This window comes from Mesorhizobium sp. YL-MeA3-2017 (genome assembly GCF_030814575.1).
GTDB classification, from domain to species: Bacteria; Pseudomonadota; Alphaproteobacteria; order Rhizobiales; family Rhizobiaceae; genus Mesorhizobium; species Mesorhizobium terrae.
The window spans coordinates 725743-743359 of record NZ_JAUSVH010000001.1; the positions used below are offsets into that span (position 1 = coordinate 725743).

13 protein-coding genes and 1 pseudogene are annotated in these 17617 nt (G+C 64.8%); 5 read left to right on the forward strand and 9 right to left on the reverse strand.

Annotated elements, in window-relative coordinates; all coding sequences use genetic code 11:
* Positions 1-88: 88 nt before the first annotated feature.
* On the reverse strand, positions 89-844 hold the full coding sequence (locus QFZ88_RS03415; protein WP_024926256.1) for a transporter substrate-binding domain-containing protein: 756 nt from the start codon (positions 842-844) through the stop codon (positions 89-91).
* A complete protein-coding gene (locus QFZ88_RS03420) occupies positions 841-4056 on the reverse strand; it encodes a bifunctional cytochrome P450/NADPH--P450 reductase (protein ID WP_024926255.1) in 3216 nt (1071 codons plus the stop codon). Before QFZ88_RS03420 ends, QFZ88_RS03415 begins: the two co-directional genes overlap by 4 nt.
* A 246-nt stretch (positions 4057-4302) precedes the next feature.
* Here QFZ88_RS03420 and rirA point away from each other — a divergent pair, with 246 nt between their 5' ends.
* Positions 4303-4767, forward strand: coding sequence for an iron-responsive transcriptional regulator RirA (rirA, locus tag QFZ88_RS03425; protein WP_024926254.1), 465 nt, complete (start codon positions 4303-4305; stop codon positions 4765-4767).
* A 2-nt stretch (positions 4768-4769) separates the two neighbouring features.
* On the opposite strand, the gene QFZ88_RS03430 is transcribed toward rirA, so the two are convergent.
* The 5 genes and pseudogenes from QFZ88_RS03430 to hemP all read right to left on the reverse strand — a co-directional run bounded on the left by QFZ88_RS03430 (position 4770) and on the right by hemP (position 8874).
* Entirely contained in the window at positions 4770-5576 is an 807-nt protein-coding gene (locus tag QFZ88_RS03430; protein WP_024926253.1) for a heme ABC transporter ATP-binding protein, read from the reverse strand.
* A 9-nt stretch (positions 5577-5585) separates the two neighbouring features.
* Entirely contained in the window at positions 5586-6677 is a 1092-nt protein-coding gene (locus tag QFZ88_RS03435) for a FecCD family ABC transporter permease (protein WP_024926252.1), read from the reverse strand.
* Positions 6678-6690: 13 nt separating this feature from the next.
* Positions 6691-7588 (reverse strand): annotated as a pseudogene (locus tag QFZ88_RS03440) (hemin ABC transporter substrate-binding protein).
* Positions 7585-8643, reverse strand: coding sequence for a hemin-degrading factor (locus QFZ88_RS03445; protein ID WP_024926250.1), 1059 nt, complete (start codon positions 8641-8643; stop codon positions 7585-7587). The pseudogene QFZ88_RS03440 and the gene QFZ88_RS03445 overlap by 4 nt, the downstream one beginning before the upstream one ends.
* Before the next feature lie 21 nt (positions 8644-8664).
* A complete protein-coding gene (gene hemP / locus QFZ88_RS03450) occupies positions 8665-8874 on the reverse strand; it encodes a hemin uptake protein HemP (protein ID WP_024926249.1) in 210 nt (69 codons plus the stop codon).
* Positions 8875-9071: 197 nt separating this feature from the next.
* Between hemP and QFZ88_RS03455 the strand changes: the two genes are divergently transcribed.
* The 4 genes from QFZ88_RS03455 (at position 9072) to QFZ88_RS03470 (ending at position 13327) form a co-directional block, all read left to right on the forward strand.
* Positions 9072-11285, forward strand: coding sequence for a TonB-dependent hemoglobin/transferrin/lactoferrin family receptor (locus QFZ88_RS03455; RefSeq protein WP_137900562.1), 2214 nt, complete (start codon positions 9072-9074; stop codon positions 11283-11285).
* Between the two features lie 9 nt (positions 11286-11294).
* Positions 11295-11729: a hypothetical protein gene (locus QFZ88_RS03460; protein WP_024926247.1), complete on the forward strand. Its 435-nt coding sequence runs from the start codon at positions 11295-11297 to the stop codon at positions 11727-11729.
* A 94-nt stretch (positions 11730-11823) separates the two neighbouring features.
* Positions 11824-12969 (forward strand): energy transducer TonB family protein, encoded by a 1146-nt coding sequence (locus QFZ88_RS03465; RefSeq protein WP_137900561.1) that lies wholly within the window; start codon positions 11824-11826, stop codon positions 12967-12969.
* 43 nt (positions 12970-13012) lie between these two features.
* A complete protein-coding gene (locus QFZ88_RS03470; protein ID WP_024926245.1) occupies positions 13013-13327 on the forward strand; it encodes an antibiotic biosynthesis monooxygenase family protein in 315 nt (104 codons plus the stop codon).
* A gap of 111 nt (positions 13328-13438) precedes the next feature.
* Here QFZ88_RS03470 and QFZ88_RS03475 read toward each other — a convergent pair whose 3' ends face one another.
* Positions 13439-13777, reverse strand: coding sequence for a hypothetical protein (locus QFZ88_RS03475; RefSeq protein ID WP_036253970.1), 339 nt, complete (start codon positions 13775-13777; stop codon positions 13439-13441).
* A gap of 148 nt (positions 13778-13925) precedes the next feature.
* Positions 13926-17546 carry a bifunctional proline dehydrogenase/L-glutamate gamma-semialdehyde dehydrogenase PutA gene (gene putA, locus QFZ88_RS03480; RefSeq protein WP_024926243.1) on the reverse strand — a complete coding sequence of 1207 codons (3621 nt, stop codon included), beginning with the start codon at positions 17544-17546 and terminating at the stop codon, positions 13926-13928.
* Between the last annotated feature and the right edge of the window lie 71 nt (positions 17547-17617).

The following is a 17617-nucleotide window of genomic DNA, read 5'->3' on the forward strand; positions in this document are numbered from 1 at the left end:
TGCTCGATGCCCTTAATATTGTGCAGCGCACCATGGATTGCAAGATCACGCTGGGTAACGTTTACGTCAAGGTAAACTTCCGCGACGGCTACGCGCCGACGATCTCCGCATGCGAAAAACCATGGCGCTCCATGATGGCGACATGTTCGGGCGAGCCGAGATAGGCCGCCAATTGCCGATCGAAGGCTTCCCGCAAGCCCACGTCGGACAGCGCGAAGGAGAAGGCGCCGACGGCGGGTTTGGCTTTGCCCTCCACTCCGAGATCGATGACCTCAAGGCGGATATCGACATGCTCGCGCAGATAGCCGCGATGCGCCATGGCGACGCTGGCATAGGCGTCGACGACGCCGGACAACACCGCCTCGACCGCGGCCTTTTGGGTGGCGAACAGCCGCGTCCGCGCGGTCGGCACGCCAGCGGCCAGCGCCGACTGGTGCTGCACCTGCCCCGCCACGACACCGATCACCGCCATTTCGTTCGCCGCGATCGCCCGGTAGCTGTCGAGTTGCCTGCTATTGTCGGCCCGCATCATGAACCCGTCGGCGAGCGACCACACCGGCCGGCTGAAAGCGACCTGTAGGGCCCGTTCCGGCGTGACGAAAAGCGGCGTGTTGATCGTCCAGGCGCCCTCGGCCACCCCCGGCATCAGTTCGGCGAAAGTCACCAGCCGAGTCGAAATCCGCTCGACCCCGATCGCTTTCAGCACCGCCTCGGCGACCTCGACATCGCATCCGTGGGGACGACCGTCCGCGCCTGGCCAGCAGAAGGGCGGCTCGTCAAGATAGGCGAACACCACCTCAGCTGGTACGCCGACGTCGCCGCTCCCGTCAGAACCAACGCTCAATTGCCGGCCCAGACGTCGAGCACATAGCGGTTTTCCCTGGCCAGCCGCTCCATCCAGGCATCGGCCGCCTGCGCGTCGGCGTCGGTTTCGTCGGCATAAAGACGCGTCAACGCCCGCCTCACATCCGGTTCCATGCGGCTGCCGTCGCCGCAGACATAGATATGCGCGCCGGCCTCGATCAGCTTCCACACCGTCGCGCCGAGCTTGCGGATGAGGTCCTGCACATAGACCCGCTCGCCGCCATGACGCGAAAACGCGACATGGAGGTCGACGAGGCCGGCCGCCGCCATCGCTTCCAGCTCGTCCCGGTAGAGGAAATCCTGGTCGGGATGCCGGCAACCGAAGAACAGCATGGCCGGCGCCAGCGCCTTGCCGGCCTTCGCCAGCGCCGCGCGCTCCTGCAGGAAGGCTCGGAACGGAGCAAGCCCGGTGCCCGGACCGACCATGATGACTGGCAGCGACGCATCGTTGGGCAAGCGGAAACCCGCCTTGGTTTCCTTCGTGCTGGCGTGGATGACGCCGCCCTCGCCTGTCCGCGCCAGATGGTTGGAGCAGGCGCCGCGATAGATGCCGTTGCCGGAGCGGGCCGGCTCGTCTACGACGCCGGCGGTGATCGAGCAGCGACCGGCGCCGGCCTGCGGCGACGATGAGATCGAATAATAGCGCGGCGCCAACAGCGGCAGCATCTCCAGATATTGCCCGAAGGTGAGCTCGCAGGCCGGGAATTCCTCCAACAGGTCGAGCACCGACTTGCGCCTGGCGAACACCTCGCTTTTGTAGGGATCGGCGCCATCGCCTGCCTCGGCGGTCAGCGCTTCCAGCTTCGGCCTAGTGAAGGGACAGCGTGTCGCCGCCGCCATCGCCTGGATCTGCTTGCGTGTCGCCACCGCCTGCAACTCGACATAATCGGACAGGATGCGGCGCACCGGAACCGGACCGTCCGCTGGAAACGGTGCCTGCCGTCCGCCGGTGGTCTTCAGGCGAAGCTGCGCATCGGCCGAAAAGCCAAAACGCCTCTCGACGCGCTCGACCAGTGCCTGATCGTTGACCGGCACGACGCAGAGATGATCGCCGGCGCGATAGGCCACGCCTTCCGGCAGCGCCACCTCGACATGGCGCGTGGAGCGGCCGGAGCCCGGCGATTGCAGTTCGCGATTGGCCAGCACCGTCATCGCCACCGCGCCCGACTGGTGCACCACCGGATTGACCGGCTGGCCGGAAACGATCTCGACCTCGTAGAGCGGCTCCGCCTCGGTTTGCTGGGAGAAATCGATGTCGAGCCCGAGCGCCGCGCCCACCGACTGGAACAGCCCCTTGAACCAGTCCTGGAACTGGCCGTCGAGGTCCTCCCGCGCATCGCCTTCGCCGCGCTGGGCGATGCGGCGGGCGCCGAGCGCTTCGAGGCGCTCGTCGATGCGACGCGGCGTTGCCTGGAAGGTCGAGGCCCAATCGCGGTTGCCGCAGCCGAACACCAGATAGTTGACGTTCTTGGCGGCGTCCGGCTCCGCCTTCTCCAGCCAGTCCATGAACCGGATAGCGTTGTCGGGCGGCGCGCCATTGTAGGAGGCGCTGGCAATCACCACCGCGCCGTCGGTCGGCAGGCTGCCGGCCCGCGCATCGAGCTCGTCGAGCGTCACCTCGAAGCCGTTAAGCTCGCCGGCCTGCGCGATCGCCCGGGCAAGCTCCTCGGTGGTGCCGAGGTTGGAACCGTAGAGCACGGCGAGCGGCGTGCCGTGGCTTGGCCGCTTGGCTTGCGCCACCGACGGGGCCGCCGCCTGGCTGGCCAAAGCCGCGCCCGGCACCACCGTGCCGCGCGTGCGGCCGGGACGCGCCTTCACCCGGATGCGGAAACCGTCGGGCTTGATCGACATGGTTTCCTTGACGCGCAACTGGTAGCGCTGGTGGTCGAACAGCTGGAAACGCTGCAGGATCATGCCGAGAACCAATGTCGCCTCCTGCATGGCGAATTGCCGCCCGATGCAGGCGCGCTGGCCATTGCCCCACGGCTTGAAGGCATGCGCCGGCCGCGACGCTTCCGCCTCGCGCGAAAAATTGTCGGGATTGAACGTCTCGGGCTCGGCGCCCCACACAGACGGGTCGCGATGCAGCATCAAGGTCAGCAGCGTGACGAAGGTGTTTTTCTTGATCTTGTATTGTCCGCCGATCACCTCGTCCCGATAGGGATAGAGGCCGATCGCCGGGGCGGTCGGCCAGAGCCTCAGCGCCTCGTTGAGCACCTGCTGCACATAGGTCAGGTGGTTGACCTCGGCGATGGTCGGCATCACGCCGATATCGGTGCCGAGAACGCGGTCGACCTCCTCATAGGCCTTTTCGAGCACATCCGGATTGTTGACCAGGAAATAGAGCGCGAACGACATCAGGCCCGACGTCGTTTCGTGGCCGGCGATCAGGAACGTGATGATCTGATAGCGGATGTTCTCGTCGGACAAGCTTTCGCCCGTTGTCTTGTCGACGCCCGCGAGCATGAAGTTCAATAGATCCTTCTGTGCCTGGTCGCCGCCGCCGCGCCGCCTTTCGCGCACGATGTCGTCGACCAGCTTGGACATGAAGGCGACGTCGGTCTTCAGCTGGTCGAGCCGCTTGCGCAGGATCATCTTCTCGAACGGCAGCCCGCGCTGGACCATGCAGGTTTCCAGCGTCCGCGTCAGCGCGTCGATGAAGGGGTGATAGTCGCGCCGGTAGAACGAGTTGAAGCGATAATCGAAACCGCAGACGCCGACCGTGTCGAGCGCCAGCGCGGTCATGTCGTGGACGACGTCGATGTCGTCGTCGGCGTTCAGTCGTTCCCATTTCATGCAGAGCTGGCTGGCGATGTCGTACATCAGCGGCAGGTAGCCGGCCATGGCGCGCTGAGCGAAGGTCGGCAACAGGATGTTATGCGCCTTGGTCCAGTTGTTCTCCTGCGTATAGGCGGTGAACAGCCCGTCGCCGGCGGCGGAGCGCACGCGCCGCAGCGAACCGCGCACCGCCTTGTCGAAGCGGCTCTCGTCGCAGATTTCCTGGACCAGGGAAGCGCCCGACACCACCACCATCGGCGTGCCCATCATGTCGAGGCGGATGATCGGCCCGAGTTCGCGCGCAAGCTGCATCAGGCTCTGGAGCGGCGTCTCCTTGTCCACCGTCAGCATGTTGCCGACGAACGGCTTCTTGGGCGGACTGGGGATATTCCTGAGCCCGGTCTCCAGAGACATGCCCCCTCCCGTGGATTGTATCCGGTTCCATTCCCTCAACTGGAATAATCGTGAGTTTCCACTGAAACGCAAGGCAAGGGCGGCTGGCGAGACCTTCGCGATGCTTGACGCAACGGAACCGCCTCTGGATCACGCGATTGCGATGGAAACTGGATTAAAAACATCATCTATGGTCGGCTCCAGTCTAGAATTGTTCCAGACTATGGGCCATATTCGCTGCAACCAGCGCTTTGCGAAGGAGCGATCATGCGGCTCACGCGCCAGACCAACTACGCCATGCGGATATTGATGTATTGTGCGGCCAATGACGGCCGCCTCAGCCGCATTCCCGAAATCGCCGCCGCCTATACGGTATCGGAACTGTTCCTGTTCAAGATCCTGCAGCCGCTGGTCGAACACGGACTGGTCGAGACCGTGCGCGGCCGCAATGGCGGCGTCAGGCTTGGCCGCCCGGCCGCCGAGATCAGCCTGTTCGACGTGGTGCGCATCACCGAGGAAAATTTCGCCATGGCGGAGTGTTTCGAGGCTGACGCCGAGTGCCCGCTGATCGACAGCTGCGCGCTCAACTCCGCGCTGCGCGAAGCGCTCAACGCCTTCTTCGAAGTGCTCGCCCGCTACTCGATCGCCGACTTGATCGCGGCGCGCCCGAATGTGCGTACGCTGCTCGGCATCGACCTTTTGGAACGACGCGCGCCCGCCCCGGCGGCCTGATCCTACATCGCTACCGACTGCGGCAGTACGAACGGCACGTCGCCGAACGGCACGTCGCCGGACGGCAGCACGCCGACGCGCATGCGACAGTCGAACACTTTCTCGATCAGGCTGTCGCTCAGCACGGCGGCCGGCGTGCCGGCAGCGGCGAGCGTGCCGCGATGCATGACGAAGATGCGGTCGGCATACATCGCCGTCAGGTTGAGGTCATGCAGGATGGTGATCACCCCCCCGCCCCGCTTGGCGAAATCGCGGGCGATGTTCATGATGATGAGCTGATGCTTCACATCCAGGCTTGAAACCGGCTCGTCGAGGAACAGATAGCGCGGCTTGCCATCCAGCACCGGCGCCCAGACCTGGCAGAGCACGCGGGCAAGCTGGACACGCTGCTGCTCGCCGCCCGAAAGCTCCTGGTAGAAGCGCCCGGAAAAACCGTCGAGATCGACCTTGGCCAATGCCCGCTCCGGCAGCCGCTCGGTCTCGCCCGCCAGCACGCCGGAGCGGCCGCCGACCAGTCCAAGACGGACGATCTCGTGGACAGTGAACGGGAAGGCGAGCGACGTTGCCTGCGGCAGCACCGCACGCATGGTCGCTGCCTCCACCGGGCGCGTCGCCGACACCTCGCGGCCATTGATGACGATCGAACCGTCATAGCCGAGATCGCCCGACAGCGCCTTCAGGAAGGTCGTCTTACCGGAGCCGTTGGGCCCGACGATCGCCGATATCTCGCCCGGTCGCGCTTCGAAATCGATACCGGAGACAATGCGCTTTCCGGCGAGCCTCACCGTGACATCATGGGCTTCGATCATCGTCAGACCTCACAGATCAAGGACACCGCGCTTGCGCAACAGTATCCACAGGAAGAAGGGACCGCCGACCGCCGCGGTGATGATGCCGATGGGCAGTTCGGCCGGCGCCACGATGGTGCGCGCCAGCGCATCGGCCAGCAACAGCAGGGTGGCGCCAAGCAGCGCCGAGGCCGGCAGCAGATAGCGGTTGTCCGGGCCGATGGAGAGGCGCAGCACATGCGGCACGACAATGCCGATGAAACCGATGCCGCCACTGACCGCGACCGAGGCCCCGACCGCCGCCGAAACCCCGGCGATGGCGATATATTTCAGCCGCTGCACCGGCACGCCGAGATGGGTCGCTGTGGCTTCGCCGAGCGCCAGTGCGTTGAGCCCGCGAGCGAAGAACGGCATGGCCGCGAGCGCCACCAGCATGATCGGCCCAGCGGTCGCGATCTTGGTCCAGGTCGCGCCGGCCAGCGAGCCGAGCTGCCAGAAGGTCAGGTCGCGCAGCTGGCGGTCGTCGGCCAGATAGATCAGGATCCCCATCAGCGCACCGGCCAGCGCCGAGAGCGCGATGCCGGCCAACAGCATGGTCGCGACCGAGGTGCGGCCCTGGCGCGTCGCCACCTGATAGAGGATGAGCGTCGTCGCCAGACCGCCGACGAAGGCCGCCAGCGGCAGCGCCATCGAACCCAGAAGCGCGGTGAATGGCGCGAGCGCAGTGCCGCCAAGCACGATGACCGACACCGCCCCGAGCCCGGCGCCCGCCGAAACGCCGACGATACCGGGATCGGCGAGCGGATTGCGGAACAGGCCCTGCATGACGGCGCCGGACACGGCGAGCGCAGCACCGATCAACGCGCCGAGAACGACACGCGGCAGGCGGATGTCATAGATGATGATGCGGTCGCGAGCGCTCAGCACGCCGGCATCGGCGCCCGACAGCCAGTCGCGCAACATCCCGAAAACGGAAGCGTCGGAGGCGCCGGCGGTCAAGGAAAACAGCATCACCGTTGCAAGCAGAGCTGCAAGCAGAACGATGGTCAGCCGCGCCCGTGCCGAACGATCGCCGGCGCGGGTCATCACGCCGGCTGAACCGGCAAGCGAGTGGTCAACCATGGGACGCCACCACTCAATCGGTGATCTGGCTGCCGTAGAAGGCGACCGCAAGATCGTGGATGGCATCAGCCGTGCGCGGGCCGAAACCGAGGAGATAAGCACCGTCCATGCGGATCACCTTCTTCGCCTTGCCTGCCGGCGTCTCGGCGATCGCCGGATTGGCGAACAACACCTCGTCCGGCACGGAAGGTCCGGCATGGCTCATCATCAGGATGGCGTCGGGTGCTGCGGTGACCACCGCTTCGTCCGCAAGCTGCTTGTAACCGGCCACGCTTTCCACGGCATTGACGCCGCCGGCGAGCTTGATGATGCCGTCGGCGGCGGTGTTGGAGCCGGCAGCGAGGATCTTGCCGTTCTGCAGGGAAAGGATGAACAGCACGCGCTTGCGATCCTTGACCGAGGCCGTCTGCTTCTCCGCCGCCTTCAGCTTCACATCCGTTTCCGCTGCCAGCTTCTCGGCCTTGGCGTCGGCGCCCAGCGCCTTGCCCACCAGGCGGATCTTCTCAAGGATGCCGGCGCGGTCGTAGGTCTCCGGCACCTCGACATAGGCGACGCTGCTCTTCTTCAAGACGTCGATGGCATCCTTCGGACCGCTGCCCTTCAGCGCCAATATCCCGGTCGGGTTGACCGAAAGCACGCCCTCCGGCGACAGCGCGCGCATATAGCCGACATCCGGAAGCTTCAGCGCTTCCGGCGGGTAGACGCTGGTGGAATCACGGGCGACGAGCTTGCCTTCCTCGCCCAGCGCATAGACGATCTCGGTAACCGCGCCGCCGACGGCGACGATGCGCTTGGTGTCGGGGGAAAACGGTGATGTTTTCATTCGCCGCCACCACCGTTGGCAAGGCGCAGGCCAGAACGGCGCCGAACGCGGCGACCCGCGCGAACTTCTTCGGGGATAGATACATCATGCGGCACTCTGCGTTGCCAGGCGCGGCAGGCTCTCGGCCAGCGAGCGCCAATCGGCACGCTCGACCTCGCCTTCATGGCGTTTGCCGAAGAACTGGATGATCATCTTGCCGTCGGCGCCATAGGCTTCGAGCGAGGTGACGTGACCGTCCTTGGTCGGCTTGCGCACGGCCCAGGCTTCGGTGATGTGGTCGGTGCGCAGGTGCAGGTGGAACGTCTCGTCCAGCACGTTGATCCACGGCCCCATCGGCTTGATCGACTTGACCGGGCCGGAATGGATCTGGATGCAGCCCCGATTGCCGACGAAGCACATGATCGGCTGTGCGCTTTCGGCGGCGGCATTAAACATCGCCGTCACCGCCTCGGGATCGAGCTTCCAGGCATAATCCTTGCCGATCATCTGAACCGCCTGCTGACGGCTGAGCTTCAGCGTGCGCAGCATGCCGAAGAACTGGTGCACGTCGGTCAGCTTGCTCCAGCGCTCGCGCAGATCGTCCACCGTCTGCGGCGACAATTCGCCCGGCGCATCGTCCTCGGCGAGGCTCGTAAGCGCCACTGTCGGCTCCTGGTTGGGCGAGACGAGTTGGTCGACCAGTTTCTGATAGGCATAGAGGTTGGAGGACGGACGCAGATGCACCTTGTGCACGGCCTCGCCCGCCGCGTCGAAGAACTGCAGGCTGTGGCGGATGTCATCGCCGTCGCGCTTCTCGACGGCAAAGCCATGCGCCCATACCTTCGGGAAGATGCGCAGGTCGATATTCTCGCCCAGCGCCATCGCCGTGTGCTCGCCGGTGACGACCTTGTCGTAGACGCCGATTTTCTCGTGGACCGCGCTTTCGTTGCGGGTCAGCGCCATGACCTCGCCGACCGGTTCGAGACCAGTCAGGAGATCGTTGACGCGCGGCTCGACGCGCGTAACCCCCTCGCCGCAATGCGCGGCCACAAGTTCGGCTTCCGAAATGCCGAGCTGAGCGGCGAGATCGCGCTCGCGCATTTTGGGGTTTTCCGCTCGCATCCGCCGAATTTCGTGCGGGGCTGGCTTTACGCGCTGGTCCATTACCGTCCCTACCCTTGCTATTTACTTGTTGAGGATGAGCTTGCCCTGACGGGTGATCTTGAGCCGGTAGAGCGCGCCGTGGTGCTCGATGCCGATCTCGTGTTCGCCCTGGAAAAGCGAATTGCTGGTGAGTGTCCTGACCGACAGCGGCACCCGTTCGACGCGCAATTGCGTCTGCGCTTCGGGCCGGCGGTAGCGGAAACGGAAATCGTCAGGGTTGTGCGTGTTCATGCTGATCCACTCCTGATCTCGCCGGGTGTGTCCGGCTTCCTGCAAAACGTCGATTCATTTGTTGACTTGAATAATCATGTTTACTAGTCAGTGCAATACCGGACTAAATGAGTCAACATTTAAGAAGCCGGCCGAACGAAAAAATGCGAGCCAGCCCAAGGGTGAGCCAGCATGCAGCTTGCCATTTGGAGTTGGACATGGGCTTGGGGATTGATGGGCGGTCTGGAGAGACCGCGGGACGTCGCAATACGAGCGGCGCCGTAGCAAGAGGATTGGCGACACTGGCCGCAGGTGCCGCCGCAGCGGCACTGCTTTCCGGCACCGCGCTTGCGCAGCAAGCCGCGCAACCCACGCAGAACGACAAACCGGCCGAAACCGCCGATGCCAAACCCACGTCGCTGGGCGCCACCCTGCTCGACAAGATCATGCTGATCAGCCGCACCGGCGAAACCGCAATCAAGGCGCTCGCCTCGGTCAGCCATGTAGACCAGGAACAGATCGATCGCCGCATGGCATCGACGCCGAACGAGTTGTTGCGCGGCGTGCCTGGCGTCACCGTGCAGGCCGACGCGCGCCGCACCGCCTCGTCGATCAACATTCGCGGCCTGCAGGACTTCGGCCGCGTCGCCGTCATCGTCGACGGTGCCCGCCAGAACTTCCAGCGTTCCGACCACGGCACGCAGTCGACCTTCTATATCGATCCCGAACTGATCAAGTCGGTCGACGTCATCCGCGGCCCGGTCGCCAACACCTACGGGTCCGGTGCGATCGGCGGCGTCGTCATGTTCGACACCAAGGACGCCGAGGACTTCCTGAAGGCGGGCGAGACCTGGGCAACGTCGCTCTCCGGCCGCTATGAGACCAATGGCAAGGGCTGGACCACGAGCGCGACCGGCGCCTACAAGTTCAACGACAATTTCGACGTGCTCGGCAACATCGTCTACCGCGACTATTCCGACTATAAGGACGGCGCCGGCAACAAGGTCGGCGGCAGCGGTTTCGACGTGCTGAGTGGCATGCTGAAGACCACGATCCGCCCGACCGAGAATTCGACGCTGAAGCTCGGCTGGATCGGCAACAGCGAGAGCTGGAACGAGATCAGCGGCGGCAAGCCCGCCTACGACCTCGACATGAAGCAGAACACCTTCACCGGCCGCTACAACCTGACCGACGAAGACAAGAGCTGGCTCGACCTCAATGTGAACCTTTCCTACAACAAGGCCACGCTTGAGCAGACCAGCCTGATCCCGCTCGGCGGCCGCTTCGACCCGATCACCGGCCGTCCGACGACGCTGCCCGCCGGGTCGAAGACCACCTACGACATCGGCACGTTCGGCATCGACGTCTGGAACACCTCGCGCTTCGAGACGAGCGGCATCAACCACGAGCTGACCTATGGCGGCGACTGGGTGTCGGACGACGTCACCACCACCGGCGTGGCGGCGGGCGATGCCTTCTACACACCGTCGGGCAAGCGCAATGTCGGCGGCGCCCATATCCAGGACAAGCTGACCTGGGAATGGCTCGAAGTGATCGCCGGCCTGCGCTACGACAGCTACAGCCTCAAGGGATCGTCCTCGGAAACCTCCGGCGACCGGCTTTCGCCGCGCGTCACCGTGGGTGTGTCGCCGTTCGAGGCACCGGGCCTCAGCGGCCTGCAGGTCTACACCACCTATGCCGAAGGCTATCGCTCGCCCTCGCTCAGCGAAACCTTCATCAGCGGCCTGCACCCGTCAGGGGTTTCCTTCCCCTTCCTGCCGAATCCGAACCTTCGGCCTGAGACCGGCAAGACCTGGGAAGCCGGCGTCAACTACACCGCCGACGGTATCTTCCAGGCTGACGATGCGCTGCGCATCAAGGCCGCCTACTTCAACAACGACGTCACCGACTATATCGGCGGCGTGACGCTGTCGCCGTTCAACCCGACCAGCGGCTGCCGGCGCGGCGGCACGATCCCGATCTGCTTCCAGTACCAGAACTTCGCCAAGGCCAAGATCAACGGCTTCGAGTTCGAAAGCGTCTATGACGCGGCCTGGGGCTTCGCCGGCCTTTCCGGCTCGATCATCAACGGCCACACCGTTTCCTACAAGGGCGTGCGCGCGGATCTGACCACCGTGCCGTCCGCCCAGGTCGCGGCCCAGCTCGGCTTCCGCTTCTTCGAGGACCGGCTGACCGTGGGTGGCGAGGTGCAGTACAACGGCGCGCCGAAAGGCAACAAGGCGGCCCGCGACTACACGCTGGTCAACGCCTTCGCCTCCTACAAGGCCAACGACAACCTCAATCTCGACTTCCGCGTCGACAACATTTTCGACGTGAAATACGCCAACCCGCTGAACGCCACGACCACCTCGACGATCTACGAGCCGGGCGTGACCTTCAAGCTGGGCGCAACGATGCGCTTCGGAGGCTGAGCCGACACCATGAGAGCGAAGTCGCTGATCCTGTTGACCACCCTCGCCGCCATCCCTGCCGGCATGGGTCCCGCGCTCGCGCAACAGGCCGAGGCGGCTTCGCTCTCGCTCGAACTCAATGGCGCGCAGCCTTCCGACAAGGGCTGCCGCCTGACCTTCGTGGTTACCAACACGCTCGGAGCCGGGCTGACCAAGGCGGCGTTCGAGATCGCCCTGTTCAACACGGCCGGTGTCGTCGACCGTATCACCGTGCTCGACTTCAAGGATTTGCCAGCCGGCAAGACGAAGGTGACGCGCTTCGATCTTTCGGGTACGGATTGCGGCAAGATCAGCCGCGTGCTGGTCAACAGCGCAACGGAATGCGTCGGCCAGGGCGTCGAGCCCACAGCCTGCATGCGCGACCTCAAGACCACCAGCAAGGCGGGCATCACCTTCGGGGTCTGAGTTTCCGTCATGAACAGGAACTTGCGCCTTGGAATTGCAACCGGCCATTTCGAACAGGACATCGTCCCGGCCGCTTGCCGGCGCCGACGCCTCGATGCCGGCCGGCGGCGATCCCGAGATCGCGATACCCGGCGGCGTGTTGCAGCCCGATCCGCCCGAACAGGCGAGCCTCGATGACAGCGCCAATGCCGACATCGAACCGTTGCCCGCCGAGCCGGACTATGTCGCGGAAACCCGGCCTGCCGCGTCGGTGCGCAAATGGTCACTGGCCTTTGTCGCCTCGCTGGTCTTTCATCTCGCGGTGGCGGCCATGCTGATCTTTGCGCCCGAGAGCATTTTACCGCCGCGCGAGCTGACCCCGACCGAGATCGCGGGGGCGAACGGGACCAAACCGCTCTTGTTTGGCAATGAGGAAAATGACGCCACGGCCGCCGGTGCCGATCAGCAACGGGACGTGACCAATGTCACCGTCGTGCCGGAAAGCGAGTTGCAGCCGCCCAGGAAAATTCAGCCGCAGCCCGAGAACCCACCATCCACCCAGCCGGCTCAGCCAACCAAGGAGCAGGCTCAACCGCCCAAGGAGCAGGTTCAGCCGACGAAAGAGCCCCAACAACAACCGGTCGAACCTTCACCCAACGTGTTGGCGATCCCGCAGACACAGGACGAGAAGGATGCCGTCGCGGTCCTGGAAGGCCGCCCGACCGCCAAGTTGGAGATCATGCGTCCGGTGATGCCCGAGCCGAGCGAAGCCGAACGGCAATTGGCTGAGCAGGAAACGCACCCCGCACCTCAAGCGCCGGCCGAGCAACCGCAAAAACCGGCGCGGCCGAAATCCGCATCCGGAGCCGGCGGCCAGGCCGAGAACGATGCACTGCGCGGGGTCAATGAAGGGCGGGAAGATGGCAGCACCACTCTGTCGGGCATCACCAGCGCGCAAACAGGCGCCGGCAATGCGGCAGCGTCCCGCTTTAGCGGCCAAGTGCAAGGGAAACTCGACCGCGCAAACCGGCGCGTTTCGCGGGCGACACAGGCCAAGGCACTCAGCAATGCTGTCGTCAGCTTCATCGTTATGGCCGACGGCGGCGTGGTCGACGTGAGGCTTATGCGAAGCTCGGGCTCACCGGAACTCGACAAATTCGCGGTGGCCTTGGTGAAGGGTGTGGCACCCTACCCGCCAATCCCGCCTGAAACCGGCCGCAAGGCCTGGCCCTTCACCGTCCAGATCGGCCCATTTCTTTGAATTCACTCTTCACGCATCAGCCATCATCCCGGAAAGGAATGCCATGTATATCGCCATGAACCGCTTCAAGGTGCAGAACGGCTCGGAAGAGGCCTTCGAGTCTGTCTGGAAGAACCGCGATTCCTCGCTGTCGGAAATGGCCGGCTTCAAGGAGTTCCACCTGCTGCGCGGGCCGGCGAACGAGGCCGAAGGCTACACGCTGTTCGCCTCACACACGGTCTGGGCGAGCCATGACGACTTCGTCGCCTGGACCAAATCGGAAAACTTCCGCAACGCCCACAAAAATGCCGGTTCGTCCAAGGCGGCCTATATCGGCCACCCGCAATTCGAGGGCTTTTCGGTGGTGGAAGGCGCGTAGGCCATCCAAATATATTGACAGCTTCCCGCTTCGGTCTCGAGGCGGGAAGCCATCAATCGATCCATGCCTCGATCTCCGTGAAATAGCTTCACCGAGATCGGCAAGCCGATGCTACTTCGAGGCAGCGATGCTGCAAGCGCCCGCGATCTGGACTTTGTACTTGCTTACCGACTTTTGGCAGGACTTCAGCGCCAGCGCCTCCGCCTTTTTCTGCGACGGCGCGTTCAGCCAAGCACCGCAGATGAAATATTCCACCGTACGATCCATGACCGTCGTTGCATAAGCAGAATGACCGGGAGCGGCGATGTAGTCATCATACGCCTTCTGGCAGCTTCCGACGGACCCCCAGGGAATATTAACCGGATAACGTTTGTCGCCGACCTTGCCGGCCAGTGATTCCGCCATAGCGGGACCGGAAGCGACAAGAAGAGCCACGTTGAAAATTGCCATGGTTAGAAAGTGATGCACGTTAAGTCCCCCTACCCCTTAGAAATACGAACGATCCACGCAGTACTGTTTGTCACCAACGCTGACTAGATCGATTTTCACGTAACTTCATTCAGGGAGGGGATATCGTTCGTCGGAAAACCTTTTCGCCTCAAGCCGCCGCCAGCAGGCTGGCATTGCCGCCGGCCGCCGTTGTGTCGACGCAGACCGCGCGTTCATGCGCGTAGGCGGCCGGGTAGACGACCTCGCTGACCAGCGGCACGATCGGCCCCTTGCGTTCCGCGATCGCGGCGCGCAGGGCGCGGGCGTCGTCAGCCGTGCCGGAGAAGGCAACGACATCCAGCGGCAGCGCGCCAATGGTCGTCGCATCGATCCGGGCATCGATGGCCGCGATCGGCAAACCTTTTCCGGTGAGCGCGGAGAGCGCCGCCGGAGCGCCTAGAGCCACCGCCAGGACGGCATTGCCGGCCGCGAGTGCCTGAACCGCCTGCGCCAACAACGTCTCGGCGTCCGGGCCAAGTGCCAGCACACGGCCACGCGGCGTCAGCGACAGCGTGTTGGCTTCGCCGGTCGGTCCGGGCAGATCGATCTGGCCATATTCGAGACCGGCGGCAGCAGTGATCGCCTCCGCCCCTTTGCCACGCAGATGCTTGCGCAGCATGGCGATGCGGTCAGCCCTCGTCGACCAGCCGCCAAGCGCGGGATCGGGCATGTAGTCGGATAGTTCCCTGGCCGAGGCCGCGCGGCCTTCGACGAGCGCCGCGCCCGCTTCCGGTCCCTTGCGGAAACGGCGCAGATAGTGCGGTCCGCCAGCCTTGGGACCGGTACCTGACAGGCCCTCGCCGCCGAAGGGCTGCGAGCCGACCACGGCGCCGATCTGGTTGCGGTTGACATAGATATTGCCGGCATGAATGCCGTCGACGAAATGCTGCACACGGCCCTCGATGCGGGTGTGCAGGCCAAAGGTCAGTCCGTAGCCCTTGCGGTTGACGGCGGCGATGACGGCGTCGATCTCGTCGGCCTCGAAGGTGGCGACATGCAGCACCGGGCCGAACACCTCGCGCTCCATTTCCTCGATGCCCTTGACCCGGAACACCGCAGGCGCAACGAAGCGGCCGTCCTTCGGCGCGGTGAGTTGGGCAATGGCACGCCCCTCGCCCGCCATCCTGGCGCTGTAATCCTTGATCGACTTCTGCGCCTCGTCGTCGATGACCGGACCGACATCGGTCGAGAGCTGCCAGGGATCGCCAATGTTGAGCGCATCCATCGCCCCTTTCAGCATCTCCAGCATCTTGGCTTCCACATCCTTCTGGACATAGAGCACGCGCAACGCCGAGCAACGTTGGCCGGCACTCTGGAAGGAAGATGCCAGCACGTCGCGGATCGCCTGCTCGGGCAGCGCGGTGGAATCGACGATCATGGCGTTCAGCCCGCCGGTTTCGGCGATCAGCATGGCGTCGGGCGCCGCCGTCTTGGCCAGTTGCCGTTCGATCAGCTTGGCGACTTCGGTCGATCCGGTGAAGCAGACGCCGGCAATGCGCGGGTCGGCGGTGAGCGGAGCGCCGACTGTGGGTCCATCGCCCGGCAGCAGCTGAATGACGTCTTCCGGCACACCGGCCTCACGCAGCAGTTCGACCGCGCGATAAGCGATCAGCGGCGTCTGTTCCGCCGGCTTGGCGATTACCGAATTGCCGGTGACAAGCGCTGCCGCGATTTGGCCGGTGAAGATGGCAAGCGGGAAATTCCACGGCGAAATGCAGACGATGGCGCCCCGCGCCTCGGTGCCAGCCTCGGCCTGGGCGGCCTGGGCGGCCTGGGCGGCGTAATAGCGCAGGAAATCCACCGCCTCGCGCACTTCCGCGACGCCGTCGGCCAGCGTCTTGCCGGCCTCGCGGGTGGCGAGCGCGAAGAACTCGACGGCATGTTTTTCGTAGAGGTCGGCCGCTCGGTCGAGGATCGCGGCCCGCTCGCTGACCGGCCGTTTCGCCCAGCCCGGCTGAGCCTCGACGGCGAAGCGCACGGCGGTTGCGACCTGTTTGGCCGCCGCCTCGGTCACCGTTCCCACCACGTCCGACGGTCGCGCCGGGTTGACCACCGGCCGCTCCTGGCCGTAGCCGGCGGCGCGAGTGATCGGCTTGGCGCTCCAGCGGTTGGGGCCGACAAAGGCGGCCTTGGCCTTGTCGATCTCGGCAAGTGTGACGACGTCGGTGATGTCCCAGCCCCTGGCATTGCGGCGGCCGGTGCCGAAGATGGCAGCGGGCTTGGCGATGTTCGGATTGGCCGCCGAGCCTTGCGTCTCGGCGGCTTCGAGCGGATCGCTGGCGATCTCCTCCGGCGCCACGTCCTCGTCGGTCAGCTGATGCACGAAGGAGGAGTTGGCGCCGTTTTCCAGGAGACGCCGCACCAGATAAGCAAGCAGATCCGAATGCGCGCCGACCGGCGCGTAGATGCGGCAGCGTGTGCCCTCAGCCTTGCGGATCGTCTCGTGCAGCTGCTCGCCCATGCCGTGCAGGCGCTGGAATTCGAAACAATCGCGGTCCGGCGCCATCGACAGGATGGCGGCCGCGGTGTGCGCGTTGTGAGTGGCGAATTGCGGATAGATGCGGTCGGTCATGCCGAGCAGCTTGCGCGCGCAGGCCAAGTAAGACACGTCGGTATTCACCTTGCGCGTGAACACCGGATAGCCGGTGAGACCGAGCGTCTGCGCGCGCTTGATCTCGGTGTCCCAATAGGCACCCTTCACCAGCCGCACCATGATCTTGCGGTCGAGCTTCGTCGCCAGTGCGTGCAGCCAGTCGATGACGAAGGCCGCGCGTGGGCCGTAAGCTTGCACAACGACGCCGAAACCATTCCAGTCGGCCAGTTCGGGATCGGCCAGCACGCGCTCGATGACGTCGAGCGAAAGATCAAGCCGATCAGCCTCTTCGGCATCGATGTTCAAGCCCATGCGCGCCTTGCGCGCGGCGCGCGCCAGCGAAAGCAGGCGATCGGCCATCACCGGCAGCATGGCCTCCTTCTGCGCCACCTCGTAGCGCGGATGCAGCGCCGAGAGCTTGACCGAGATGCCGTGGTTGAGGCGGATGTCGTCGCCCTTGGCGCCGGGCGCCAGCGAGGCGATGGCATCGGCATAGGCCTTCAGGTAACGCAGCGCATCGTGCTCGGTGCGAGCTGCCTCGCCCAGCATGTCGAAGGAATAGAGATAGCCGTTCTGCGTCATCGAACGGCCGCGCTTGACGGCTTCGGCGATGGTGCGGCCGAGCACGAACTGCTCGCCCATCTCGCGCATCGCCGCTGCTACCGCCTTGCGGATAACCGGCTCGCCGAGGCGCCGCACCATGGCGCGCAGCGTGCCTTCGATGCCGCCCTCGCCCTCGTCGAGCACGCGGCCGGTCAGCATCAGCGCCCAGGTCGAGGCATTGACGAAGATCGACGACGAGCCGCCGGAATGCGCGGACCAGTCATGCGGCGCGATCTTGTCGGCGATCAGATCGTCCATGGTCTCGGCGTCCGGCACACGCAGCAGCGCTTCCGCCAGGCACATCAGCGCCACGCCTTCCTTGGTGGAAAGTCCGTAGGCCGAGAGAAACACCTCCATCAGCCGCGGGTCGGCTGAACCGCGCACGGCCCGCACCAGATCGGCGGCACGAGCGGAAATCGCCTTTCGCGCTTCGGCCGAGAGCCCGCTCGCCACAGCCAGCCGCTTCACGGCCTCGTCCTCGTCGGGGAGATAGTTGGCGCGAATCTGCTGGCGGATGGTGTTGAGCGCGGGCATGGCGGTCCTTTGAAAGCGCGGAAGAACACGCCGGTCGGCGGCCTGCCGGACCGGATGGTGCAAGCTAGCAC

Excerpts from the sequence above, each read along its gene's own strand:
- hemP (WP_024926249.1), bottom strand. The coding sequence starts at position 8,874 with ATGAACACGCACAACCCTGACGATTTCCGTTTCCGCTACCGCCGGCCC.
- QFZ88_RS03430 (WP_024926253.1), bottom strand. The coding sequence starts at position 5,576 with ATGATCGAAGCCCATGATGTCACGGTGAGGCTCGCCGGAAAGCGCATT.
- QFZ88_RS03470 (WP_024926245.1), top strand. The coding sequence starts at position 13,013 with ATGTATATCGCCATGAACCGCTTCAAGGTGCAGAACGGCTCGGAAGAG.
- putA (WP_024926243.1), bottom strand. The coding sequence starts at position 17,546 with ATGCCCGCGCTCAACACCATCCGCCAGCAGATTCGCGCCAACTATCTC.
- QFZ88_RS03435 (WP_024926252.1), bottom strand. The coding sequence starts at position 6,677 with ATGGTTGACCACTCGCTTGCCGGTTCAGCCGGCGTGATGACCCGCGCC.
- rirA (WP_024926254.1), top strand. The coding sequence starts at position 4,303 with ATGCGGCTCACGCGCCAGACCAACTACGCCATGCGGATATTGATGTAT.
- QFZ88_RS03465 (WP_137900561.1), top strand. The coding sequence starts at position 11,824 with ATGCCGGCCGGCGGCGATCCCGAGATCGCGATACCCGGCGGCGTGTTG.
- QFZ88_RS03475 (WP_036253970.1), bottom strand. The coding sequence starts at position 13,777 with ATGGCAATTTTCAACGTGGCTCTTCTTGTCGCTTCCGGTCCCGCTATG.
- QFZ88_RS03445 (WP_024926250.1), bottom strand. The coding sequence starts at position 8,643 with ATGGACCAGCGCGTAAAGCCAGCCCCGCACGAAATTCGGCGGATGCGA.
- QFZ88_RS03455 (WP_137900562.1), top strand. The coding sequence starts at position 9,072 with ATGGGCTTGGGGATTGATGGGCGGTCTGGAGAGACCGCGGGACGTCGC.
- QFZ88_RS03460 (WP_024926247.1), top strand. The coding sequence starts at position 11,295 with ATGAGAGCGAAGTCGCTGATCCTGTTGACCACCCTCGCCGCCATCCCT.
- QFZ88_RS03420 (WP_024926255.1), bottom strand. The coding sequence starts at position 4,056 with ATGTCTCTGGAGACCGGGCTCAGGAATATCCCCAGTCCGCCCAAGAAG.